The sequence below is a fragment of the Corynebacterium vitaeruminis genome (assembly GCF_001054325.1).
Classification (GTDB): Bacteria; Actinomycetota; Actinomycetes; order Mycobacteriales; family Mycobacteriaceae; genus Corynebacterium; species Corynebacterium vitaeruminis_A.
In genome coordinates this window covers 263,046-286,545 of record NZ_JVVM01000020.1, presented here as the reverse complement: position 1 = coordinate 286,545, position 23,500 = coordinate 263,046, and the positions used below count along the sequence as shown (strand labels likewise).

Annotated in this window: 18 protein-coding genes, 1 tRNA gene and 1 other RNA gene; 11 read left to right on the top strand and 9 right to left on the bottom strand. The window is 58.3% G+C overall.

From position 1 onward, the window contains the following. The first annotated feature begins 107 nt into the window (after positions 1 to 107). From metG to rsmA, 4 genes are all read left to right on the top strand, one after another. Positions 108 to 1,934 (top strand): methionine--tRNA ligase, encoded by a 1,827-nt coding sequence (gene metG / locus ADA16_RS05510; protein WP_048759886.1) that lies wholly within the window; start codon positions 108 to 110, stop codon positions 1,932 to 1,934. 18 nt (positions 1,935 to 1,952) lie between these two features. Further along, positions 1,953 to 2,777 (top strand): TatD family hydrolase, encoded by an 825-nt coding sequence (locus tag ADA16_RS05505; protein WP_048759883.1) that lies wholly within the window; start codon positions 1,953 to 1,955, stop codon positions 2,775 to 2,777. 178 nt (positions 2,778 to 2,955) lie between these two features. Beyond that, positions 2,956 to 4,095: a resuscitation-promoting factor gene (locus ADA16_RS11445; protein ID WP_048759881.1), complete on the top strand. Its 1,140-nt coding sequence runs from the start codon at positions 2,956 to 2,958 to the stop codon at positions 4,093 to 4,095. 65 nt (positions 4,096 to 4,160) lie between these two features. Next, positions 4,161 to 5,057, top strand: coding sequence for a 16S rRNA (adenine(1518)-N(6)/adenine(1519)-N(6))-dimethyltransferase RsmA (gene rsmA / locus ADA16_RS05495; RefSeq protein ID WP_048759879.1), 897 nt, complete (start codon positions 4,161 to 4,163; stop codon positions 5,055 to 5,057). Between the two features lie 9 nt (positions 5,058 to 5,066). On the opposite strand, the gene ADA16_RS05490 is transcribed toward rsmA, so the two are convergent. After that, a complete protein-coding gene (locus tag ADA16_RS05490; protein ID WP_048759876.1) occupies positions 5,067 to 7,115 on the bottom strand; it encodes an acyltransferase family protein in 2,049 nt (682 codons plus the stop codon). A 231-nt stretch (positions 7,116 to 7,346) separates the two neighbouring features. Between ADA16_RS05490 and ADA16_RS05485 the strand changes: the two genes are divergently transcribed. Together ADA16_RS05485 and ADA16_RS05480 are read left to right on the top strand one after the other, a co-directional pair. Further along, positions 7,347 to 7,862, top strand: coding sequence for an NUDIX hydrolase (locus ADA16_RS05485; RefSeq protein ID WP_048759873.1), 516 nt, complete (start codon positions 7,347 to 7,349; stop codon positions 7,860 to 7,862). After that, positions 7,846 to 9,675: an ABC-F family ATP-binding cassette domain-containing protein gene (locus ADA16_RS05480; protein WP_048759872.1), complete on the top strand. Its 1,830-nt coding sequence runs from the start codon at positions 7,846 to 7,848 to the stop codon at positions 9,673 to 9,675. Before ADA16_RS05485 ends, ADA16_RS05480 begins: the two co-directional genes overlap by 17 nt. A gap of 29 nt (positions 9,676 to 9,704) precedes the next feature. Here the strand turns inward: ADA16_RS05480 and ADA16_RS05475 are convergent, their stop codons facing one another. From ADA16_RS05475 to ADA16_RS05465, 3 genes are all read right to left on the bottom strand, one after another. Continuing rightward, positions 9,705 to 10,673 (bottom strand): cation diffusion facilitator family transporter, encoded by a 969-nt coding sequence (locus ADA16_RS05475; RefSeq protein WP_048759870.1) that lies wholly within the window; start codon positions 10,671 to 10,673, stop codon positions 9,705 to 9,707. A gap of 20 nt (positions 10,674 to 10,693) precedes the next feature. Then, positions 10,694 to 11,461, bottom strand: coding sequence for an alpha/beta hydrolase family protein (locus tag ADA16_RS05470; RefSeq protein ID WP_038626302.1), 768 nt, complete (start codon positions 11,459 to 11,461; stop codon positions 10,694 to 10,696). Positions 11,462 to 11,624: 163 nt separating this feature from the next. Continuing rightward, complete coding sequence (locus ADA16_RS05465) at positions 11,625 to 13,280, bottom strand: AbgT family transporter (protein ID WP_048759867.1); 1,656 nt, start codon at positions 13,278 to 13,280, stop codon at positions 11,625 to 11,627. 179 nt (positions 13,281 to 13,459) lie between these two features. On the opposite strand from ADA16_RS05465, the gene smpB reads away from it, so the two are divergent. Further along, positions 13,460 to 13,963: an SsrA-binding protein SmpB gene (gene smpB / locus ADA16_RS05460; RefSeq protein ID WP_048759865.1), complete on the top strand. Its 504-nt coding sequence runs from the start codon at positions 13,460 to 13,462 to the stop codon at positions 13,961 to 13,963. 28 nt (positions 13,964 to 13,991) lie between these two features. Here the strand turns inward: smpB and ADA16_RS11495 are convergent, their stop codons facing one another. Next, positions 13,992 to 14,579 (bottom strand): DUF3887 domain-containing protein, encoded by a 588-nt coding sequence (locus ADA16_RS11495; protein ID WP_048759864.1) that lies wholly within the window; start codon positions 14,577 to 14,579, stop codon positions 13,992 to 13,994. A gap of 164 nt (positions 14,580 to 14,743) precedes the next feature. Between ADA16_RS11495 and ssrA the strand changes: the two genes are divergently transcribed. Together ssrA and ADA16_RS05450 are read left to right on the top strand one after the other, a co-directional pair. Then, positions 14,744 to 15,127: a transfer-messenger RNA gene (gene ssrA / locus ADA16_RS10845) on the top strand. Positions 15,128 to 15,388: 261 nt separating this feature from the next. Further along, complete coding sequence (locus ADA16_RS05450) at positions 15,389 to 17,224, top strand: heavy metal translocating P-type ATPase (protein WP_239659354.1); 1,836 nt, start codon at positions 15,389 to 15,391, stop codon at positions 17,222 to 17,224. 111 nt (positions 17,225 to 17,335) lie between these two features. Here the strand turns inward: ADA16_RS05450 and ADA16_RS05445 are convergent, their stop codons facing one another. Then, positions 17,336 to 18,175 carry a GDSL-type esterase/lipase family protein gene (locus ADA16_RS05445; RefSeq protein ID WP_048759862.1) on the bottom strand — a complete coding sequence of 280 codons (840 nt, stop codon included), beginning with the start codon at positions 18,173 to 18,175 and terminating at the stop codon, positions 17,336 to 17,338. Positions 18,176 to 18,430: 255 nt separating this feature from the next. Continuing rightward, positions 18,431 to 19,009 (bottom strand): PPA1309 family protein, encoded by a 579-nt coding sequence (locus tag ADA16_RS05440; RefSeq protein WP_048759858.1) that lies wholly within the window; start codon positions 19,007 to 19,009, stop codon positions 18,431 to 18,433. A 151-nt stretch (positions 19,010 to 19,160) separates the two neighbouring features. Here ADA16_RS05440 and ADA16_RS05435 point away from each other — a divergent pair, with 151 nt between their 5' ends. Continuing rightward, positions 19,161 to 22,160 carry a UPF0182 family protein gene (locus ADA16_RS05435; RefSeq protein ID WP_048759857.1) on the top strand — a complete coding sequence of 1,000 codons (3,000 nt, stop codon included), beginning with the start codon at positions 19,161 to 19,163 and terminating at the stop codon, positions 22,158 to 22,160. Positions 22,161 to 22,359: 199 nt separating this feature from the next. Beyond that, positions 22,360 to 22,433, top strand: a tRNA-Met gene (locus tag ADA16_RS05430). Here ADA16_RS05430 and mobF read toward each other — a convergent pair. Together mobF and ADA16_RS11385 are read right to left on the bottom strand one after the other, a co-directional pair. After that, positions 22,393 to 23,271, bottom strand: a complete 879-nt coding sequence (gene mobF, locus ADA16_RS11490) for a MobF family relaxase (RefSeq protein ID WP_414629648.1) — start codon at positions 23,269 to 23,271, stop codon at positions 22,393 to 22,395. The genes ADA16_RS05430 and mobF overlap by 41 nt on opposite strands. Further along, a complete protein-coding gene (locus tag ADA16_RS11385; protein WP_239659353.1) occupies positions 23,252 to 23,485 on the bottom strand; it encodes a hypothetical protein in 234 nt (77 codons plus the stop codon). The genes mobF and ADA16_RS11385 overlap by 20 nt, the downstream gene beginning before the upstream one ends. Positions 23,486 to 23,500 lie beyond the last annotated feature (15 nt).

Sequence of the window (23,500 nt, the reverse complement as noted above, 5' to 3'; positions counted from 1 at the left end):
GGCGCTGGCGTGCGATGACGGGAGGGGACAGTTTAATGACGACTTTAGGAGAACTTCGTAAGGACACAGTTCATCGCGATGGCAGGTCATCTATTACCCTGTTAAATATGTCTCGCATTTTCACAGCAGTTGCCTGGCCGTACGCTAACGGTCCGCGCCATATTGGCCACGTTGCAGGTTTCGGGGTCCCCTCGGACGTTTTCGCTCGCTACCAGCGAATGATTGGCAATGATGTGCTGATGGTCTCCGGTACTGACGAGCACGGCACGCCGTTGCTGGTACAGGCGGAGAAGGAAGGCGTGCCGGTCCAGGAATTGGCCGACCGTTACAACCGCCAGATTGTGCAGGACCTCGCGGGTCTGGGACTTTCCTACGACCTTTTTACGCGCACCACCACGCGCAACCACTACGCGGTTGTCCAGGAGCTCTTCCGCGGACTCTACGAAAACGGTTACATGGTCAAGCAGACCACGATGGGTGCGATTTCCCCGTCGACCGGTCGTACGCTGCCGGATCGCTACATCGAAGGCACCTGCCCAATCTGTGGTGCGTCAGGTGCCCGCGGTGATCAGTGTGACAACTGCGGTAACCAGCTCGACCCGGCCGATCTGATTGACCCGGTGTCGAAGATCAACGGCGAGACCCCGAAGTTCGTTGAAACCGAGCACTTCTTGCTCGACCTGCCGGCTCTGGCTGAAGCCTTGACCGAGTGGCTTCGAGGGCGCAAGGATTGGCGCCCGAATGTGCTGAAGTTCTCCCTGAACATCCTGAAGGACATCCGTCCGCGCGCAATGAGCCGCGACATTGACTGGGGTGTGCCGATTCCGCTGGAGGGCTGGTCCGAAAACGGTACCAAGAAGCTCTACGTTTGGTTCGACGCGGTCGTTGGCTACCTGTCTGCTTCCATTGAGTGGGCCTGGCGCATTGGTGACCCGGAAGCGTGGCGCAAGTGGTGGAATGACCCGGAGGCGCTGTCCTACTACTTCATGGGCAAGGACAACATCACCTTCCACTCCCAGATTTGGCCAGCTGAGCTGCTGGGCTACCGTGGCGAAGGCTCCCGCGGGGGCGAGGTCGGTCAGCTCGGCGAGTTGAACCTGCCGACGGAGGTCGTCTCATCGGAGTACCTGACTATGTCGGGCTCGAAGTTTTCCTCATCCAAGGGCGTTGTCATCTATGTGAAGGACTTTCTCGCGGAGTTTGGCCCGGATCCACTGCGCTACTTCATCGCAATGGCAGGCCCGGAAAACCAGGACACCGATTTCACCTGGGATGAGTTTGTCCGCCGCGTGAACAACGAGCTGGCCAACTCCTGGGGCAACCTGGTCAATCGCACCGTGTCCATGGCTTTCAAGAACTTCGGCGAGGTGCCAACTCCGGGTGAGCTCACCGACGCTGACCGTGAACTGCTCGATCTGGCTGAGCGCTCCTTTGCCGAGGTCGGCGATGCGCTGGCACTGTCCCGCTTCCGTGCTGGTATCACTGCCGCAATGCACCTGGTCGGGGAGGCGAATGCCTACATTGCCGCGCAGGAGCCGTGGAAGCTGGCCAAGGATGAGTCGCAGCGCGAGCGTCTGGCCACCGTGTTGTGGACGGCTCTGCAGGTAGTCAGCGATGCCAATGTCCTGCTGACCCCGTACCTGCCGGAAAGCGCGCAAAAGGTCTTCGAGACCCTGGGCGGCGAGGACATTTGGGCCGCAATGCCGGAGATCCAGGAAGTGCAGGACGACATGCCGGTCGAACCGGTTGGCGCTGACCTGCCAACAGAGGGCCGGAGCTACCCGATCATCATTGGTGACTACGCCAATCAGAAGGCCGCCTGGCACCGCTTCGATATCGAGCCGGGTACGCCACTTGCCAAGCCAAAGCCGATTTTCACCAAGCTCGACTCCGAGCTGGCAGAGCACGGACCCGAGTGGGCACAGGTGAAGTAGGAGCGCAGTAGAACAGGCATGGGAAAGCGCAAACGCAAGATTGCAGAACCCGCGGAGTACCTCACTCCGCTGTTTGATGCCCATACGCATCTCGCGTCCTGCGGGGCGCAAACTCCGGAGGAGATAGCGGCGCTCATGGGCCGCGCCGCCGAAGCTGGCGTCGTCGGAGTCTGCACCGTGGGCGACGGCATGCCGGAAACCGAGCTGGCCTTCGCCGCCGCGCACGCGCACCCACATGTCTGGGCCGCCGCCGCCATCCATCCGACGCGCGCGCATGAGCTTGACGACGACGCCAAGGCCCGCCTGACCGAAATGGCTGCCGACCCCAGGGTCGTGGCCGTGGGCGAGACGGGATTGGATTGGTACTGGCTGGATTCCCTCGACGGCTGCGCGTCGAAGAGCGAGCAGCTGGCTGCGTTGCAGTGGCATATGGAGCTCGCTGCGACCGTCGGCAAGCCCCTGATGATTCATAACCGCGACGCCGACGAGGATCTGCTGGCGGCGTTGGACGGTTATGAGAACACGGTCATCTTGCACTGCTTCTCCTCGCCAATCGAGGTAGCCCGCGAGGCCATTGCGCGCGGATATCTGCTGAGCTTTACCGGCAATGTGACCTTCAAACGCAATGACTACCTGCGGCAGGCTGTCGCGGAGGCCCCGGCGGAGCAGCTGCTGGTGGAAACCGATGCTCCGTACATGACTGCGGAGCCATTCCGAGGCGCGCGCAATGAGTCCACTTTCATTGGTCATCAGGCGCGCGCGATGGCTGCAGCCCGAGCAATTGGGGCAGAAGAGATGGCACAGGTGCTGACGGACAACGCCCGTCGGGTATACGGCATTTAAGCACGTGCCGACGTATTACCGCCCCTGAGCTGTAGGAATGCAGCCGGGGTGGTTTGCTGTATTTCCCGTCACTTTTATCGATATATTTTAGACAACACTGAATCTTTACCGTACTGTTACAAACTGTATCTCTTACACCTGCTAACTGCCCATCCTCCGAAAGGCTGTGACGAACCCCGTGAGTGCTGCGAAGAAGCGTCATCTCAATCGTGCTAACGACGGAGTCTCCACTTCGTCCAAGTTCGCTGCTGGCGGTCTGGTCGCTGCTGTTGCTCTCGGTGGCGCTGTCGCAGCATCCAACTACGACACCATCACCGTCGAGATCGACGGCAAGGTTGAGCAGGTCGCTACCTGGTCCAAGGATGACAAGGCCATTTTGCAGAAGGCCGGTATCGAAACCTCCGGCGGCGATTTGGTTCAGCGTCAGGGGGACCTCGCGGACGGTGGCAAGCTGGTCTACCGTTCTGCCAAGCCGGTCACGATGGTCGTCGATGGCAAGCCGCAGGAGCACAAGACCAACGCGATTACCACCGATGAGCTGCTTGAGGGACTGAAGAAGCAGGGCCTCATCTCCGATAAGGACAAGGTCGAGGTCGCAAAGGGCAAGATCCCCGCTAAGGGCATCGAGCTCGACGTTGTTCGCGCCAAGAAGATTGTGCTTCACGACGACGCCAAGGACATCAACCTGACTGTTCCGGCGATGACCGTCGCTGACGTGCTGGCAGAGCGTGATATCAAGCTGGGTGAAGACGACACCGTCGAGCCGGGCCTGGATGCCCCGGTGACTGAGGGCATGCGCATTGCCGTGTCCCGACTAGTGGAGAAGACCATCACCGAGACCGAGGATATTCCGGCACTCGAGAACATCATCGAAGACGACTCCATGTTCGAAGACGAGCGCGTCGTTGAGCAGGAGGGTGAGCCCGGCCAGGTCGAGCGACAGGTCAAGGTCACCTCTCGCGATGGCGAAGAGCTGGGCCGCGAGGTTCTCGAAGAGAAGGAGCTGAAGGCTCCGGGCACCTCCACCATTCGCCAGGGCACCAAGTCCCGCGTTGCCGCTCCGGCTGCGGGCTACGGCGTGTGGGATCAGCTGGCTCAGTGTGAGTCCGGTGGCGACTGGGCTATCGACACCGGTAACGGTTTCTCCGGTGGTCTGCAGTTCACCGATTCCACCTGGGCAGCTTACGGTGGTACTGAGTACGCACCGCGCGCATCACAGGCTTCCCGTGAGCAGCAGATTGCTGTCGCTGAGCGCGTTCAGGCTGGTCAGGGGTGGGGAGCATGGCCCGCCTGCACCGCTTCCATGGGTATTCGTTAAGGCTAGGTCAGACTAGTCAAAAACTAGCTAAAACTATTTTTGTGTTGACCCCGTAGTATCTAACTGTGACTAAAGCAGAAGTTTCTTTCTTGGGGCCGGTCGAAGTACGTGACTTGGCGGCGCAGTTGGATATTGTCCCGACGAAGAAATTGGGACAGAACTTCGTCCATGACGCCAACACCGTGCGTCGAATTGTCGCTGCGGCCGATTTGTCGGAGGATTCCTACCCTGTTGAGGTCGGCCCCGGCCTAGGCTCTCTGACCCTGGGATTGCTCGAGCACTGTGGTCGTGCCGCGGCTGTCGAAATCGATCCGCGGTTGGCGGAGCGTTTGCCCCAGACAGTCGCCGAGCGCGCCGAGAGCTGTGAACTCGAGCTCATTGAGAAAGACGCGCTGAAGGTCAGCCGCGAGGACTTTCAGACCTCGCCGGATGCACTGGTGGCTAACCTTCCGTACAACGTTTCGGTACCGGTACTGCTGCACATGCTGGCCGAGCTTCCCACCATCCGCCGTGTGCTCGTGATGGTGCAGTCCGAGGTCGCTGACCGGCTGGCGGCTCAGCCGGGCTCCAAGATCTACGGAGTCCCCAGTGTCAAGGCCGCCTACTACGGCACAGTGCGCCGCGCAGGTGCCATTGGCCCGCACGTTTTCTGGCCGGCCCCCAAGGTTGACTCTGGTCTTGTGCGCATTGACTGCTATTCCCGCTCCGATGGTCCCACGACCTCCGATGCCCCCGAGGCGCCGTGGGAAATCTCGCCGCAGTTCCGCGCGCGCCTCTTCCCGCTTATCGACGCTGCGTTTGCGCAACGCCGCAAGACGCTCCGGGCAGCCCTGTCGGGAATTTACGGATCTGGTGCCGCGGCCGAGGAGGCACTCGTGGCAGCGGGGATTGACCCCAAACAGCGAGGCGAAAAGCTCGACATCGCCGATTTCGTTCGCCTTGCTGAGGCCACTCGCTCGTAACTAGCTGAACTAGCTGTTGACAATCTTCTTAGCTGGCTTGTGCCCCTTGCCACCTTCAGGGAAGGCATTAGCCAGAGCGCTGGCGAAGCGCTTCGCGCGCTCGGCATTGCCCTCTGGTAGGTAGTGTGTGCCATCGCCGGGGATGAACCAGTCGCTGTGTTCCGAGACCTCGGATGCCCAGTCCCAAATAGCAACATTCGGGTACTCCTTGGCGACTTCGGTCAACAGCTTGTTAAACAGCTTCATGTTGTCGTTGTTGTAGTAGGCATCCGAAGGCTGGTAGGTGCCGACCGTATTCCACATGACCATCTGTCCCTTGAGAAGGTCCAGCATGGTGCGGATGTTTGCCTTGATTTCTTCAGGATTCTGCTCGTAGCCGTAGTCCGGCAGGGCCGCGTAGTTCGCCGCGTCGTTGACACCGGTGGCAATGACCCAGCAAGTATCCTCATCCTGGCCCATGCTCAGCAATTCGGTGACCGATTGCACGGCAGAGGGGTAGTCCAGATAGCCCTGGTTGGTCGCACGGGCACCGAAAACGCTGTCGGTAACTTCCTCAGCGCCACGGTCGAGATAGGTCTGGAAGCCAGTGTCGGCGCCTTCCGGCACTTGGTTAGGGTCAAACAGGCCAATGGAGGTCGAGTCACCGACATGAACAACCGTCGTGCAGCGCATCCGTGCATCAGCAGAAGCCTTCGTATTCCCGGCTGCCTTACTTCCCGATGCGGACTTCTGCGCGGCATCCTTTGGCAGTTCCATGACCACGCCGGCGCCACCATTGCCGCCGCCACGGTTGTCAGTACCGCTGATGAGCAGCGGTGCACCGATGACAATCAGTGCCAGCATCGTGATGGTCGAGGTTGCGGGGAACGCCCCCATGTAGTGGGGCACATATTCCTTGGCGTCCTCGTTGTCAGCGCGGCGGGCACGGCGTGCCTGCAGGCGTTCACGCAGCGGCTCGACAATGCCGTAACGACGAATCGGATCTTCCAATATCACCCAACTGATGGCAGCCAGGAGGGTCGAGCCGACAAATACCAGTGCACTGGTTGCCCAGGCGACAGCTGTGTTCTCTGCAGTCCCCGGCAGCCACTGGCGGGGAAGGAAAGCGATGATGGGCATATGCCACAGGTAGATGCCATAAGACCGCTCACCTAGCCAGCGCATTGGGGTGGCGCCCAACACACGGCTGAAAAGACTCTCACGATTTAGCCCGGCCATGATAACCAGCACGCTCGCAATGGTCGCGAGAATGAGACCGCCTTGGTAGAGGAAGAGTCCTCGCTGCGAAGTCTGCGTGGCTAGCGCAAGAATACCGGCGAGACCGATGAGTCCCAGCAGTCCGGACAGGCCACGGTTCAAGGTAGCGGTGGCACCCTCGTGACGTCGAAAAGCAAGGGCGATGGCCAGTGCCGCGCCGAGCAGCAACCCACCTGCACGGGTGTCCGTTCCTTCATAGATGCGCGTGTGGTCGGCGCCGGCGGACGCCAGCCCCCACATCAGCCCAAACGACGCGACTGTCAGTGTGATGGTGGCGGCGACGATACGACGACGACCGCGCAGTACAGCAAAGAGCACAACCAGGATGATGGGCCAGATGATGTAGAACTGTTCCTCGATGGACAGTGACCACATGTGATCCAGCGGGCCGAGACCGGCGAACTTGTCAAAGTAGGATTCACCGGCGGCGATGGTATGCCAGTTATTCACGTAAAACAGTGCAGACAGTGCTTGCCAACCGGTCTTGGCGGTGTCCTCGGGGCGAAACGCGATGGTGAGGAACATGACCGTAATCAGCGTGGTAATCACAGCCGGCAGGAGCCGCCGGAAACGTCGGAACCAGAAGGTCTTTAAGCGGAAGGTGTCGTGGCGGAGCTTGGAGTTGACCAGGTTTGTGGTGATCAAGTAGCCCGACAGGGTGAAGAAGACAGCGACACCGAGTAGGCCGCCGCCGAAACCCGGCACTGCCAGGTGGTAGAGGACTACAAGCGCGACCGCGATGGTACGGATGCCGTCGAGAGCCGGTACATACTGCTCAGGGTGTTTTACTGGACGAGGCATGGAGGTAAGGGAGTTCTTTCAATAACTAAAAGCGCAGTGATGAAGTGTCGTCGCGGCGCCAGGAAAATTTAGTGGCAAAAGAATATTTGTGAATTATAAATTACTGACATTCACTAAGTCTCATCGGTGGATGCGCGCAGTACACCCTTTTGTAGTGAGCCCATCGCTAAAGTAGGAACAAGCGTCAAAAACGCGCTAAGAACAGAACTGAAGAAGGCAGGCACACCCTTCATGCACCGTGATGACAACCCCAGCAGCCCCGAAAGCAGTCGGCGCGAACCACGCGGTTTGGCGTGCACAAAGTACTGGCCTGACGACGATGGCTGGGTATGCAACTGCATAGTTTTCCGAGGTAGTCGCCTGCTGCTTCTGCTGCGTGAATACGATGGATTCCTCGGTGGCCAATGGGATTTGCCCGGCGGCAAACTCGATGCCGGGGAAGAACCGTCAGAGGCCGCTGTGCGCGAACTGCGCGAAGAGGCCGGTCTGCGCGCAGCGGAGGTCAGCGAGTTTGCGCATTATTCCAATCCTGATTTGGGCGGGGAGAACTTCCGTTTCCACACAGTGACCTTCCTAGTGCGCGAGGCTGACGACACGCAGAATGTCCAGCTCAGCGGCGAGCATCCGGAGTTTAAATGGGTAACCCGAGAGCAGTTCGATGAGCTGCCGGTGGCCTGGTATGTCCGGCGTGTGCTTGGCAACGTCGAATGGGGCACAATAAATACTCATCATGGCGAATCTGATTAATTGCGAGAATATTTCTAAGTCCTTCGGGCTCAAGACTCTGCTCGACGGCGTCAGCCTCGGCGTTCAAGAGGGCGACCGCATCGGCGTTGTCGGTTTGAACGGTGGCGGCAAGTCCACACTGCTGAAGATTCTGGCAGGCGTGGAGCCGGCGGACTCCGGACGTATTTCGCGAGCCAACGACATGGCCATGGCGCATGTCACCCAGGGCGCCGAACTCGACCCGAATTCCACCGTGTTTGAGTGCGTCATTGCACCGCTGGGACTCGCTGAACACGAGTGGGCGGGTAACGCTTCCATCCGCGAGGTCCTCGATGGCATCGGTATCAATGACCTCGGTATGGATACCAAGGTCGCCAATCTCTCCGGTGGTGAGCGCCGTCGCGTTAACCTGGCGGCCGCACTGGTCCGCGATCTGGATCTGCTCATTCTCGATGAGCCAACGAACCACCTCGATATTGAGGGTGTGCAGTGGTTGGCCGATCATGTCCTTTCGCGCCGGGCAGCCCTGGTCGTCGTCACGCACGATCGTTGGTTTCTGGATACCGTTGCCACGAAGACGTGGGAAGTCCACGACGGCACCGTCGATTTTTACGATGGCGGTTACAACGACTGGACGTTCGCGCGTGCCGAGCGTGCGCGCCAAGCCGATGCCGCCGAGCAGCGTCGCCAGAACCTTGCGCGTAAGGAACTCGCGTGGTTGCGCCGGGGTGCGCCGGCCCGCACGTCGAAGCCTCGCTACCGCATCGAAGCAGCTGAGGCTCTCATCGCCGATGTCCCGGCGCCGCGTGATTCCGTGGAGTTGATGGCGTTTTCGCAGCGTCGACAGGGCAAGGTGGTCGTGGAGCTAGAGCATGCGTCCCTGGAAACGCCCGATGGTAGGGAATTGCTTAACGACGTCACGTGGCGTCTGGCCCCCGGCGAGCGCATTGGCCTGGTCGGTGTCAACGGCTCGGGTAAGACGACTTTGTTGCGCGCATTGGCGGGAGACTACCCCTTAAGCGATGGCAAGCGGATTGAGGGCAAGACGGTGCGCCTGGGTTGGCTGCGACAGGAGCTCGATGATCTGCCGCTGGATATGCGTGTGCTCGACGCTGTGGAGGACGTGGCGACCTACATTGACCTGGGCAAGAAGCAGATTAGCGCCTCGCAACTGGCGGAGCGACTGGGTTTTTCCCCGAAGCGGCAGCGCACCCCAATCGCAGACCTCTCCGGTGGTGAGCGTCGCCGCTTGCAACTCACACGCGTGTTGATGAGTGAGCCGAACTTCCTGCTGCTCGACGAGCCGACGAATGACCTGGATATTGATACGCTGCAGGAATTGGAAGACCTGCTGGACAATTGGCCGGGCACACTGGTGGTCATCTCGCACGACCGCTATTTAATTGAGCGTATCGCCGATTCGACTTGGGCCCTCTTCGGCGACGGCGAGCTGACGAACCTGCCTGGCGGGATTGGTCAGTACCTGGAGCGCCGCGCGCAGCTGGCTGACTCGGCCGCTAGCGGCGGTACCTCTCAATCAAGTGCCGGTCGCACACAGGCTCGTGGTGAGGATTCAGCGGCGGAGGAACCTAAGCTCTCGGCCGCACAGGCTCATGCTCTGCAAAAGAAGATGAGTGCCCTGGAGCGGAAGATGGCGAAGCTGAGTCAGCAGGAAAGTGAACTGCACGCGCAGATGGCGGAGGCAAGCGCTGACGTAGCCAATCTGGATACCCAGAAACTTGCGGATCTGGATCGCCAGGCAGGTGAGGTGGCTGAGCAGAAGTCAGAGCTGGAGATGGAGTGGCTGGAGCTGGGGGAGCAGCTCGAGGGCTAGCACCTCACTTCAGCTACTAGCCGAGCACCCTAGGTATGAGCCGGGTACTCGTGGTCAGCGTGCCCGGTTCTTTCAATTTGCACCGTGGCGTGTTCAATCCCGTGGACGTCGTGAAGCAGTGCCTGCGCACGGTCGAGCAATGCGTGCTCGTCGCCGTTGGGGAGCGTGTCACAGCGCACGAGGTGAACAGATGCCAGCAGGTCGCTGCCGTTGAGGGACCAGACGTGGAGATCGTGGACATCGACCACTCCCTCTAGGCCGGACAGGTCAGCAGTGATTTTCTCAGTGTCGACGCCCTTCGGGGTGTACTCCAGCAACACGTGGAGACAGTCGCGCACCAGAACGGCGGCTCGGGGGACGATGAAGAGCGCAATCACGATGGAGACCACAGAGTCGATGGCAGTCCAGCCGGTGTATGCGATAGCGATAGCGGAGATAATGACGGCAACCGAACCAGCGGCGTCGACAAGCACATGCAGATACGCACCGCGGACGTTGACGCTTTCCTTGGCAGCCCCCGCGAGCAGAAAGGCCGCAATAACATTGGTGAGCAGGCCGATGACCGCGATGATGAGCATCGACGTGGTCTGAATTTCCGATTGTTCTGGGGAGCCAAAACGCCTGATTGCGCCCCAGAGAATCACAGCGGCAATGATGAAAACTGTCAGACCGTTGACGAGGGCAGTCAGAACCTCAACACGACGGTACCCGTATGTCGCGCGGTGATTGGCGCCGCGCTGGGCGATAGCCAAACCGGCAACTGCCATCAGCAGGCCCGCGGAGTCCGTCACCATATGACCGGCATCTGCCAGCAGCGCCAGCGAACCCGAAACCAAGCCACCGATGAGCTCGGCGAGAAATACGACAAGAGTCAGACCCGCAGCCGCGAGCAGGCGGCGGGCAGGAGTATTCGCGGGGTCAATATGAGCGTGGTCATGGCCGTGTGAGTGGCCGTGGTCGTGGCCGTGTGAGTGGCCAGAGTGTTCAGTAGTGTCCATAACCCTTAATGATAACGGGGCTATTCAGCCTCTGGAAGATAGCTATCCGCCCACGCATAAATCAGGTCAGCAGCGCGCGCGGCGGACTTTGCACGAGTGAGTAAGTGATCCGCACGATCCAAGCTCATCAGGGACTTTGGATAGCGAGAGACCTGGAAAATCTTCTGGGCGCTATCGATACCAACAGTCTGGTCGGTCGGGGAGTGCAGAATAAGCAGTGGCTTGCGCAGCTGGCTGAGATAAACCTCCGGGTTGTAGTCCGCCAACACTTCCAGGAACTCACGGGAGATGGGAATGCCACGACCTTCAATCTGCAGAACCTGCGTGCCGTGCTCATCGACCGTCGAAATGTCACCGGCGATGCGCACAATCGAGTGTGCCGGATCGAAGGGGGCACCGATTGTCGCTACCGCTTTGACCTTCGGCATATCGTGGCCGGCGTTCAGCGCCGCTGCGCCACCGAGCGAGTGCCCAATCAGCAGCGAGGGGGCCTCAAATTCTGCCTCCATGAACTCGTAGGCGGCCTTAAGGTCATCGATGTTGGTCTGGAACGTCGTCTCACCGAAATCGCCAGTGGACTGCCCAAGACCAGTGAAGTCGAACCGGAACGCCGCAATGCCCTTCTTAGCCAGCGCCTTGCAGGTGCGTGACGCGCCGGGCACCATCCGATTACACGTGAAACAATGACCAAATAGCGCCCACGCGCGTGGCTTACCGTCCGGCAAATCAATTGATGCAGCCAGAGTCTCGCCGGTCGATCCCGTAAATTTTAGGTGCTTTGTTGGCATAGGTTATATCCGCGTCTCAGTGTGTGCTCAATGTGTGTACGTTTTCGCTTTACGACGCCCGTTGTGGTGGCGACCGTACGCAATACTAAGCCGGAGTACCGCAAATAAGTGAGGGATTGACCGAAAAATTCGACCAATCCCTCAATATCCTAGTGGCTGTGAGTTAACGCACCGGAACCCCTGGCCCCAGCGGAATGCCCGCGAGGTACCACACGACAAAGAATAGGAACCAGCCCACCATCATGCACAGCGAGTACGGGATGGCCAGTGACATCAGCGTGCCGACACCCGCCGGCTTGTAGTACTTCTGCAGGAAAGTCAGCGCCAGCGCAAAGTACGGCGACATCGGCGTAATGATGTTGGTCGGGGAGTCACCAATACGGAATAGCTGCTGGGAGACCTCTGGGGAGACGTTGACGTACATCAGCATCGGTACCACGACCGGCGCCATCAGAGCCCACTGTGCGGAACCCGAGGTAATCAGCAGGTTGAGAACAGCCACCATCAGGACGAAGGCAGCAAAGAGCAACAGCGGCGGCAGATCCGCCTTGGTCAGGAATTCGGCGCCCTTGATAGCGGTCCACTGCCCGATATTGGACCACTTGAAGTAGGCCGTGAACTGCGAGACAGCGAAGAAGAGCACCATCATTGTGGTCAGTGTGCCCAGGCCACGTTCCATGAAGGCGGGTACGTCTGCGGAGGAGGTGATGGTCTTGGCGCCAATGCCGTATGCAATACCGACCACGGCGAAGAAGAGGGCGATGGACACCACGACGTCGGTAAGCAGTACGGAATTCAAGATGCCGTCGCCCTCACCGCGCAGGGGCGAGCCCGGGGTGAACAGAGCAGCAAACCAGAGTGCCAGGAAGATAACGGCGGTGATGTTGCCGTAACGCAGACCACGACGTTCGGAGTCGTTCAGGACGAGCTTGTCGCGGCCATTGCTGGAGTTACCTATATCGCTATCAGAATCGCTGTCCTGATCCGTTTCCCTAGCGTTTCCTTCGGCAGCCTCTTCCGAAGCGCCCGGCTTGGTGAACTCAGCAGCTTCGTGGTCAATGTGATCTTCGTGAATGGTTTTATCCACGTGCTTGGTAATGAACAGCTCAGTGACAGCGGTAATAATCAGCGCCAGCACAATTGACGAGGCCATGGTGAAGAAGTAGTTGGCCAGCGGCGAAACAACGTACTCCGGATCCACGAACTGCGCCGCATGCGTAGAGATACCCGCTAGCAACACATCGGTGATGTTCAGCACCAGGGAGGAATTGAACCCAGCCGACGAGGCAGCAAAGGCGACCATCGCACCGACAATCGGGTTGCGACCAACAGCGGCAAAAGAGGCGGCACCCAGCGGAATGAGGATGACATAGACGGCATCAGAAGCAATCGAGCCGGTCACGCCAGCCAGCGCGACAATAAACGTCAGCAGGACCGGCGAGTGAACCTTGGAAATTGCTGCGCGAATTGCAGAGCCGATGTAACCGGAGTACTCCGCAATTGCGACACCGAGCATGCACACCAGGATCAGGCCAACTGGTGCGAAATCCGTGAAGTTGGTTACCGCCTCAGAGACCATCTTCTGCAGGTACTCCGCGGTGGCGAGGCTTTCCACCTCGATGATGTCACCCGACGCGGGATCCTTGGCCTGCATACCCACAGCCGCACCGATCCACGAAGAAACGATAACGACACCGGCGAGAATCACGAACAGCCAAAACGGATTTGGCAGTGCGTTGCCGATGCGTTCAAGTGTGGCTAGGAAACCCTTTGGCTTCGGTGGCACCTTATCCGGTTCCAACGTTTTTGACTGTCCCATATATATAAATCCCTCTGTGTTAGACGTTGGTAAAAGGTTAGGGGAAAGTAAGTTGCGTCACAACGTAAAAGGCCAGGGGCATATGTATGTTGGCCGCAAGAAGGTGCACAAGAGGAAAGTTAAGGGAATATCTAGGGAATAGCTGTAGTGCACCTTCTTCGACTAGAGTTAAGCAGGTTATGGGCAAGAAGAAGTCGAAGAAAGAAAAGGTCAGCGCCAACAACGCGGTGGTGGCCACCAATCGTCGTGCCCGCCATGACTACAACATTCTTGACACCTACGAATGCGGTGTCGTTCTCGTGGGCACTGAGGTCAAGGCGCTGCGCGAGGGCAAGGTATCGCTTAACGACGCCTTCGCGACCATCGATGACGGAGAAGTGTGGCTGCGCGGGTTGCATATCCCGGAGTATTCCTACGGTTCGTGGACTAATCACTCGCCGCGTCGTTCGCGCAAGCTGTTGTTGCACCGCAAGGAGATTGACACCCTGTGGGGCAAGGTCCGCGATGGCAACAACACGCTTGTACCGCTGAAGCTGTACTTCACCAACGGTCGCTTGAAGGTCGAGCTCGCACTCGCCCGCGGTAAGCAGGACTATGACAAGCGCCAGGACATCAAGCGCCGCACGGAGGAGCGCGAAGCTACTCGTGCGCTGGGGCGTCGTGTGAAGGGGATTCAGGGGTAGAAGAGGTCTTCCTTAGAAGAGGCCTCTATTAGAAGGGGAACTCAGTCGCATCGACTGGGAGGATGAGCAGGCCAATGACATTTTCGTGACGGTCAAAGGCAACTCGAGCCATCCACTCGCCGGCCTCATGCTTGAGGGTGGTTATGACGAGGCTAGTGCCGAGAATCTTCGACAGTAGTTTCTGCGAGGTCGGTGCCTTAGTCCTGGTTCCCCCGAGGCTGGTGACTTGGGTGTCGTCGAAAGATTCGAACGCGCCAGTCTCGGTGAGAACATCTGTCCATGCAGAGTAGATGGTGGACCAGGGGAGGTCCTTTCGGAGCTTTGGCGAGATCATGTTGACGGTTTCTGTTTCTTCACCGTTGATGATGTGGCGAAGGAATTTTTCGCCGAGCTCGGCGATATGAGTAGTTTTTGTGGCAGTCATTAATTCTCCTGAAACGGGGTTTTGGACACTTCCGAACCGCTTGAATGCCGCCTGCCGGGAGATATTGAGTGCATTTCCAATCTCTGCCCATGAGTGGCCCGCTGCGCGAGCCTGCGCCACGGCATCCTCAAGTTCTTGTTCGGCAATGTTCTTTGCTTGCAGTCGGTGACGGATTGTCGTCAATGGATCCATGACTGCAGTCAACCATAGGTTGACGCCAGTGTCAACCCGGAGTTGACGACCGTATTGGGTTGCTGGCTTTTATGACGAGGTTTGTTGACTTTTCTCGTCGTAAAGCGTTATTCTTGATAATCCTTTGAGCGCAACGCACTTTCCCGCGCTCGAAGGCGTTGTATGGGGCTGACATGGTTTCGACACCGTACAGTGAGCCAGGGGAAGCGTGCCGGTGCAGGCTAGAGACCACCGTTAAGCGTCGTAGCAACTGATTAAGCGCCGAGAACACTCAGCGCGACTACGCTCTCGCTGCCTAATTAAGCGACTAGCGTGTCTGTCAGGCCGGGCTTGCCCTTTGGTCCGGACCCTGGCATCGACTTAAAAGGGCTCGCCCGATGGGTGTGCCGTAAGGCTCATCGGGGATCTTCTTACTTGCGGCTGGGCCCGTCATTCGGACATGTTTGCCTGAGCCGAAGGGTCGAGTAGAGGCGATTGTGCGAACTGCGCACGGAGAAGCCCTGGCGAGTTGGCGGTGGACCCGAGTTCAATTCTCGGCAGCTCCACGGATAGGAAATCCCCGGCCGTAATGGTCGGGGATTTTTCTTTTTATATTTTTATGTCACGCAATTGTATTTTTCAATTGGGTGAATTTAATCGTAAATTTAGCCGATGTATTTGCAAATTGGCCAGGTACTGCATAGTGAAAAGTATTAGGTAATGCTTATTGAACAGTCTGTATTGCAGTCTCTGAACTCGTAAAACATGCAATATCCTGGCATTATCGGGGTATGGGTAAAGCAAGCAATATTTTAAAGGAATATCGCCTTTTGATTGCTGTAGCAATCGAACTCATTGTTGTGCTTATTCTGTATTTCACAGGTTTGACTGCCGCGGCTCAAATTGTTGCAACTGTCTTTGTTGGATTTGTCATAATTTTGACGGTATTCGACATGGTAAAGCAGATAGTGCGCGGGGAATTCGGATTAGATATTCTCGCTGTTATTGCAATGGTTGCGACCCTTGCGGTGGGGGAGTATATCGCGGCATCGATTATTGCTCTAATGCTCACCGGCGGTGAGGCATTGGAAAACTACGCGGCCTACCGCGCAAAGCGGGATTTGCACAGTCTTCTCGACCGCGCACCGCATATGGCGCGTCGTTTGCCGTCGCTGGATGCGACGCCGGATGATGCGGAGGAAATCCTCATTGAGGATGTCGCAAAAGGCGACTACCTGCTGGTACGTCCGTCGGAGGTCGTTCCGGTTGACGGCGTGACTTTTGATAAAACGTCGGTCGACGAGTCTTCGCTGACGGGTGAGGCTGGCTCGGTTCATAAGAATGTCGGGGACACGATTCTGTCAGGTTCCGTCAATGGAACGCAGGCAATTCGCATTCAAGCTTCCAAGTCGGCAGCAGACTCGCAGTACCAAAAGATCATCGCGCTGGTCCGACAGGCGGAGGATCAGCAGGCACCTATTGTGCGTGTGGCGGATCGTTACGCGGTGCCGTTTACAGTAATTTCACTGCTCATCGCAGCGGTGGCATGGATTATGAGTGGCGAACCCGTGCGCTTCGCTGAGGTACTCGTTTTGGCGACCCCATGTCCGCTGCTGATTGGTGCTCCAGTGGCATTTCTCGGTGGTATGAGTCGTGCATCCAACGCCGGTGTGATTGTTAAGGGCGGTGCTGTCCTAGAGAGTCTTGCTGCTGCTAAATCGATTGCTTTCGATAAGACCGGCACGCTGACTTACGGTCACCCAACGGTCGCTGAGATTCATACGGTAGATATCGAGCGTGACCAGATGCTTGCTTATGCTGCGGCGGCCGAGCAGTTCTCCACGCATGTCTTGGCCGCTAGTGTTATTCAGGCGGCCGATGGTCTAGAGCTGCCAGTGGCCGAAGATGGCACGGAAGTAGATGCCGAAGGTGTGGAAGCCACAGTCGATGGAGTGAAGGTGCGCGTCGGCACGCTGGATTTCATTCATCGGGTAGCGCCGGAAGCTAGGGAAATCGACTTCCGCCACGGACAGACGGCAGCGTACGTCACTATTGACAACAAGTACGCTGGCGCACTGATTCTGGATGATCAACCACGCGCAAATGCAGCGGAGCTAGTGAGTGCGCTCCAGCATCACGGCTTTGAACGGACAGTGGTGCTCACCGGCGACAATGCCAATACCGCGCATGCAATCGCAGGTCAGGTGGGTATTTCCGAATACCATGCTTCGCTACTGCCGCAGGATAAGGTGCGCCTGTTGAAGGAGATGGAGCCGCACCCGGTCATTATGGTGGGCGACGGGATTAATGATGCCCCGGTGCTCGCAGCTGCTGGTGTGGGTATTGCTATGGGGGCTCGCGGCGATACGGAAGCTTCCGAGGCCGCAGATGTGGTCATCACTCGCGACGACATTTCTCGTGTAGCACGGGCAGTCGACATTGGTCGCTGGACACTGACCGTAGCTAAGACAGCCATTTGGATTGGTATCGTGCTTTCGGTCGCGCTGATGCTTATTGCGGCATTCGGCTACATCCCAGCAGTGGTCGGTGCGCTGCTGCAGGAGGTTATCGACCTGGCAACAATTCTCTACGCACTTCGCGCGCTGAAGGGAAGAGAGCGCATAAAGGTCACTGCAGAAGCCGACGCGACGGAAGCGAAAGTGTAGAACGGCGCCCGCCGCGCACGGTACAGCAAAACCTCGACCCGCTTTGCAAAAGTGGGTCGAGGGTTTTATTTTTCAGAATCCTTCAAAACGCCTGAGCGGCATCGGACAATCTTAGAAAGTGCTCTTGTAAACGTTGGCGATAGTGGTGCCAGTAACTGCCGAACCGTGGAAGGTCGGGTGGTTGGTCATGTTGTAGGAAGCAACATCGGTATCCAGAATGGCGGAGACCTGACGCTCGCCGTCCGGACCACACATTGCCACGTCGATGTTGGTAACTTCCTTCATATTGACGAAACCGACACCAGCTTCATTGGCAGCGCGTACCTGACGGTTCTGCAGAGCCATCTCGTATTGGTGCATGCTGGCAGCCGGAATGTGCGGCGCAAAACCTGCGGCGTTAACCGGGCAGGCGTAGTGAGTCGGGTCATTGGAAGTGAAAGCCGGGTAGCCAATCAGCATGATGCGGGCAGTCGGATTAGCGGCCTTAATCTTGTCCAGGGCAGCGACTACGTTGGTGGTGTACAGGTCATCCTGAACCGGCATTGGCAGAACGGCACCTTGCATCGCATCGTTGGCACCCACATAGATGGTCACTAGCTGGGTATTCGGGCCGAGAGAGCCCTGAGCGATGGCGTTGTCAACTTGGCCCATCAGGGACTTCTGCGGCTGATTTGGAATGAAAGCCGTGGTGCCGTTGCAGGAGTAGTCGTGCAGCTCCAGACCAGTCTCACGAGCAACGTGAGAGCCAATGTTCGACACCGAAATCGGGCAGCCGCCACGGCCCGGTACAGCTGGGTCAGACTTGCCCGGGTTAGCAGCGAAGGAATCGCCGAAGGCAACGTAAGTGCCAGTCGGAAGAGCGTTGGCAACACCGCCAGTCAGGAGGGAGGCCGCCAGAGCAGAAGCTGCGGCCGCCGAGGCTGCTGCACGGCGAACAACGTTGTTCTTCATAATTAAAAACCTCTTAGTCGAAAACCTTATAGAAGGAAAAACTCGCGCTACACTTGCGATTTCCTCGCCGGACTAGCTCGCCTCTCGAAAGCCCCATTCCCGCCGACCCCTGAGGTGAACCCTGAGTGGATGCTTAGAGACGCGCCTTTATCACTTTGTTATACAACTAGGTTCTAGTCCCGATGTCAACCGGCACTAGGTAGAAATATGGATATTTGCCGATGTTAATGACCTTTTCGCAGATAGGTGAAAATATCAGGCGGCGCCGAACGTGGAATACAACGCAGCGATGACACCATCGGCTACCCCTGAGCCATCTTTTAGCTCAATCTCATCTTCAGCAAAGGGGCCACGCTCATCCAGCTCCGCTTCCGTGGGGCGCGGCTGAATCAGCGTCAGATGTGGGCCCTCACTGATAACACCGCTGAAAAGACGCGCCTGACGAGCCGCTTTGCCATCCGCCTGTGCCCGTACCTCATCCAGTGATGCACCCTCAAAACTGTCCGCTTGCTCCGGAGCGATGACCATGATCTCCTGCGCCAGCACGGCGCCGACTACACCTGCCGGCCACGACGTCCGAGCGATAAAGTCCGCCAACTCAGGGCTGCCGCCTTCAATTCCCTCGGGGAGCGGCTCCTGCGCAATGACGGTCAGTGGGGCGCTGTCAATCAGCTCGTCGGCAAGCACGTCGGCAAGCGCGGCGGTGGGGACGAGGGCGAAGAGGCTCGGGGCGCGGTCCCAACCTTCGGCGTGGACGTATTCGACGGCTTCACGCACGGCGCGGTTGAGTGCTTGCTGGCTGAGATGAGTCTGAGTGCTGCTGTTTTCGCTCATGACGCTTGACGACGCCCCTTTCCTGGCAACGCTGTATAAACAGCATCCTTAGTCAAATGTTAGGAACTTTATTTAGAGTAGATGACGGATAAGCGTACGACCGACTTACCAGCTCGCTGGCAAGTCAAGCTCAACTTGGACAGGAGAGACGTTGTCTCTAAACCAGACTCGACCGAGACGATCGGCGGGTGGCCGCCCGGGGTGGCTGGCAATTACCGTGTTGGTGATTGCTGCGCTGACCTTTGTGATTCCCATCGCCGTCAATCTTTATACGGACTTTCAGTGGTTCGGTGAAGTGGGCTATCGAGGAGTCTTCGGCACCACATGGCTCACTCGCATCGTCCTGTTTGTCATCGTAGGCCTGATAACGGGCGCGCTGACATTTCTATCTATGTGGTTGGCGTGGCGCTCGCGTCCCGTCGACCTGGGGCTGACGGATCCGCGCAGCCCGCAGGCCGTATACCGACGAATGGCTGAATCCGGTTCGAAGTCGATGTTCACCACGCTGCCCATCGTCTTCGGCGTGCTCGGTGGCCTCGTGGGGCAGGGGAATTGGCAGACGGTCCAGCTGTTCTTAAACCGTCAGTCCTTCGGGGAGACCGATCCGCAGTACGGCAAGGACTTGGGTTTCTATGCATTCCAGTTGCCGCTGTGGTCGTACATCGCCTCGACGCTGGTTGTCCTAGTAGTTATTGCGTTCCTGCTGTCGCTGGTGACGCATTACTTCCTCGGTGGTATCCGTGCCGGCAATCCGACCACAGGGGAGAAGACCCGAGTCTCTAATGCGGCTCGTGCGCAGTTGGCATCCTGGGCCGGTGTCTTCATGCTGCTCAAGGCTGTGTCGTATTGGCTGGACCGTTACGAGCTACTGAATAACAAGCAGAAGACCTTCACCGGTGGCTCCTACACCGATATCAACGCCCTGCTGCCGGCGAAGATTACGCTGCTGGTCATCGCGATTGTGGTGGCTGCCGCATTCTTCGCTTCTATCTTCCTGCGCAACCTCTCCATTCCGGCGTTTGCCACAGTGCTGATGCTGGTCTCCGCCGGTCTAATTGGCGTGGCCTGGCCGCTGGCAGTTGAGCAGTTCTCGGTTAACCCGAACCGAGCTTCCAAGGAACGCGAGTACATTGCGCGCAATATTGAATCGACGCGCTATCACTACGGGCTTACCGACGACAAGGTGAAGGTTGAGCGCGACTGGGGCGTGCCCGTTGAAAAGGAAGGCGATAAGGAGGCAGCAAAGGAAGGTGCGGATTCGATTTCGCGCGATGCCGCGACACTGGCCAATATCCGAATTCTAGATCCGGAAGTGCTGCCGCGTACCTTCACCCAGCAGCGCCAGCTGAAGAACTTCTACGGTTTCTCCGATCCTCTGGCTATCGACCGCTACCAGATTGATGGGGAGTCCCGTGACTTCATTGTCGCTGCTCGTGAGCTGAACCCGCAGACTCTGCAGGGCAACCAGACTGACTGGATTAACCGCCACACGGTCTACACCCACGGCAATGGTTTCGTTGCCGCACCAGCTAACAAGGTCGACGAGGTCGCGTCCGAGTCTGGTTCTGCCCGCGGTGGTTACCCGCTGTACACCGTGGCTGACCTGTTCGAGTCCGAGGACCCGAATGGCATGAACCTGAACCTGAAGCAGCCGCGCATTTACTACGGTCCGGTCATTGCTAATAGTGATGCCGACTACGCAATTGTCGGCGGCAACGGCGACGGCAATGACTACGAGTATGATGCCGATGGCCGTAACTTCACTTACGACGGTGAGGGCGGTGTTGGCGTGGGTGGGCTTGCCAGCCGCATGATTTTCGCGACCCGTTACCAGGAGCTCAACATCCTGCTGTCCGACCGAATTGGGGCGGACTCCAAGATTATTTACAACCGCGATCCGCGTGACCGTGTTCAGAAGGTCGCCCCGTGGCTGACTACTGACACGAAGACGTACCCGGCTGTAGTCGATGGTCGTATGAAGTGGATTGTCGACGGCTACACCACGCTGGCCAAGATGCCGTACTCCCAGCGCATGAGTCTCCAGGAGACCACGCAGGACTCCATCAACCCGGATGGCACACCACGTCCGCTGCCGAACAGTGAGGTCAGCTACATTCGCAACTCTGTGAAGGCGACCGTTGATGCCTACGATGGCACTGTCGACCTCTACGAATTCGATGAAAATGATCCAGTGCTCAAGGCCTGGGAGGGCGTCTTCCCAGGCGTGGTGAAGCCGAAGTCGGAGATTTCCGAAGAACTGCAGGAGCACCTGCGTTACCCGGAGGACCTGTTCAAGGTCCAGCGTGAGCTGATGGCCAAGTACCATGTCAGCGACCCGGGCGTGTTCTTCGCTAACGATTCCTTCTGGTCTGTCCCGTCCGACCCGACCGCGCCGGAAGAGCAGAAGCTCTCCCAGCCGCCGTACTACGTTGTTGCTTCCGATCCGGAGACTGGTAAGCCGAGCTTCCAGCTGATTTCCGCTTTCCGTGGTCTGGAGCGCGAGTTCCTCGCTGCTCAGATGAGTGCGTCCTCTGATCCGGAGACCTACGGCCGCATCACCATCCGTGCCCTGCCGACCAACACCCAGACCATGGGCCCGCGTCAGGCCCAGGACACGATGATGTCCGCCGATGAGGTCGCCCAGGACCGTACCCTGCTCGAGGGCACGAACGTGGTCACCAATGGCAACCTACTGACGCTGCCGGTCGGCGATGGCGAGATTCTCTACGTCGAGCCGGTCTACACTCAGCGCAAGGGGCAGGAGACCGCGTTCCCGAAGCTGCTGCGTATTCTCGTCGCTTACCGCGGTCAGGTGGGCTACGGTGCCACGGTTACTGAGGCTCTGAGCCAGGTTGGTATCGACGCTTCCGCCGTGACCAAGGTTCGCGGTGAGGAAGAGGCCGAGGAGCAGCCGGCGGATAAGGACAAGGAAACCGCCGAGTCCACGACCGGTGCCGAGTCCGACGGCGAGGCGCCGAAGGAAGAGCGCAAGGTTGATGTCGCCGCGCGTGACGACGCCGCTCGCCGTATCTCCGACGCGCTACAGAAGCTTAACGACGCCCAGAAGAACGGTGACTACGCAGCGCAAGGCCAGGCACTTGCCGAGCTCGATCGTGCCGCCGCTGACTACCAGAAGGCTAATGGTCAGTAATGCTTACGGTGAGTAAGGCTTGCGGTGAGTAATTGACCGAGAATCATAGGTTCTTATGGTTCCCACGTCCCCAGGTTGTAGCGAAACCCGCTATGACCTGGGGATTGGTCTTTGTTGGAACCTCCGTGCTACAGTTACTTCTCGTTGGCCGGAGAGGTCAGCGCCCGCTGTGAGTGCTTGTAAAAGCCAGGACAGTTGACGCGGGGTGGAGCAGTTCGGTAGCTCGCTGGGCTCATAACCCAGAGGTCGTTGGTTCGAATCCAGCCCCCGCCACTAAGTTGGAACCCTCGGTTCGCGAAAGCGAACCGGGGGTTTCTTGCGTCTGGGGAACGCGATGGGGGAGGAGGTCGGTGATATCGACTTCAAAGAAGTCGGCAACACGATACAAGTTGCTAAGCGACCAGGAAATTTCTCCCCGAATCTTAATCAGTGCGTTGTAGTAGGTGGATACAGTAACCGCAGACTTCATTAACGAGAGTGAATCAACACTGCGCCATTGGCCGTCGGGGCCTTGGACTTTGTTTGAAACCAGGCAGTGTGTGTGAAGATCCGGAGCACCACTACGGGGGCCATAGTGGACAAACTGTGCGGCAATGAGGCCGCGCGTGCGCGTTAACTTCTTGACTCCATTGACCTCGCAGCGGGTACGCAGTGCTGTCTCATCGAGCCAATCCAGGCAAGCTGAGACACATTCATTGTGAACGGCCTCAATGGTTTTCCGCATCTCCTCGTTGCCGAGTGCCCACAGCACAGAGATAGGCTTCACCGGTGAAAACGTCAGGTCGAAGTCAGCAGTAGCTAGGCGAACGGAGTTTTTCTTCTCGTTGCCCCACGCCAGAATCTCCTTTGGCGTCGCATTTGAGTAGCCGGTTTCGTCGCTGTAGTGCTTGCGTGCGACATCGACCGCGATAGTGTTTCGTTCCTGCTCGGTGAGCCTGCGCCCAGCGTGGTAGCGGAACTGTTTCTCCATGGTCGGTAGCTCCTTTAGTACCTGATGCCGGCCGGAGTAGAACGGGTAGGCGCGACCGAGTTGTACGTCAGCAATGGATGCGCCGTTGGCGATACGGGAATCGGCCTCGGGGTGAAGCCCCTCACCGTAGAGTGCGGCCATGAGCTCCTGGGTGACAGTTGTGCCCGCTGTGATTGGCAGTGGAGTCGAGGCCGGTGAGTCCGCGCCCGTACCAGCGGCCAGGGGGGGGAGTACCGGTGGCTTGGTAGTAGTCACCGAGTTTGGTTTTTGTCCCTGAGCCGACGTCGGCAGTGGCAACGTTGCGTAGGAGATAGGCGTACCCATCTACTGCGTTGACCACTCGAATCGACATCATGAGCGTGACGCTAGG